This window comes from Clostridium tepidiprofundi DSM 19306 (genome assembly GCF_001594005.1).
Classification (GTDB): Bacteria; Bacillota; Clostridia; order Clostridiales; family Clostridiaceae; genus Clostridium_AC; species Clostridium_AC tepidiprofundi.
On record NZ_LTBA01000138.1, the window covers coordinates 1 to 814 of the forward strand.

At 27.6% G+C, this 814-nt stretch carries 2 protein-coding genes; both read right to left on the bottom strand.

The genetic code is table 11. The features are described 5' to 3' along the window. Positions 1-436 (bottom strand): RNA-guided endonuclease InsQ/TnpB family protein (locus CLTEP_RS14075; protein ID WP_153016367.1); only part of this gene is annotated, 436 nt, incomplete at its 3' end. Continuing rightward, positions 414-814 (bottom strand): IS607 family transposase (locus CLTEP_RS14080; protein WP_153016368.1); only part of this gene is annotated, 401 nt, incomplete at its 5' end. The genes CLTEP_RS14075 and CLTEP_RS14080, both read right to left, overlap by 23 nt.

Sequence of the window (814 nt, forward strand, 5' to 3'; positions counted from 1 at the left end):
TGTATTTTACATTCATTGGTATTTGTTCTGCTGTTTTTATCCAACCTACTTTTTCAATAAGAACTAATTTAGGTTTGACTTTTAGTTTTATATTGTCATTATAAAATGATGGTTTGCTTTTTCTTCTGCTTTTAAATTTTGGCTTATCTGTCAATCCTTTAAAAAATCTTTTATAGGCATTACAACCGTCTTTTACAGCTTGTTTTGCTACATTGTTAGATACCTCATTAAGCCATTTATATTCTTCTGTTTTCTTCATCAAAGTAATTTCTTTTCTCAATATACCATCCGATATAAATTTACCACCACTCTTATAACTTTCTTCTTGTTTTGCAAGCGTCCAGTTATATATAAACCTTGCAGTACCAAGTGATTTCCAAAGTTGTTGTTCCTGCTTTGCACTTGGAATAATTCTAATCTTCTTTGACAGTATCATCTTTCAATAACTCCTTAATCATTTTTTTAGCTTTATTTGCTCTTTTACCTTGAAGTTTGCAACTAAACACTGTAACAATTTGAATTAAATCCTCAACTAACTCCTGTTCTTCTGTCTTTTCTGTATTATCTATGATTTCAATAGTAGTTCCATATTTATTACATAAATTTTCTATAAGTTCATATCCAAATCTAATTAACCTGTCCTTATATAAAACTACTATTTTATCAACTTCTGAATTAGTTATCATATCTATTAATTGATTTAATCCTTTTTTATTGTAGTTAATTCCACTTCCAATATCAGTAATAATTTCAAACTGATAACCTTTAGCGTACATGTATGTTTTAACATTTTCAATTTGTCTTTCAAGGTCAT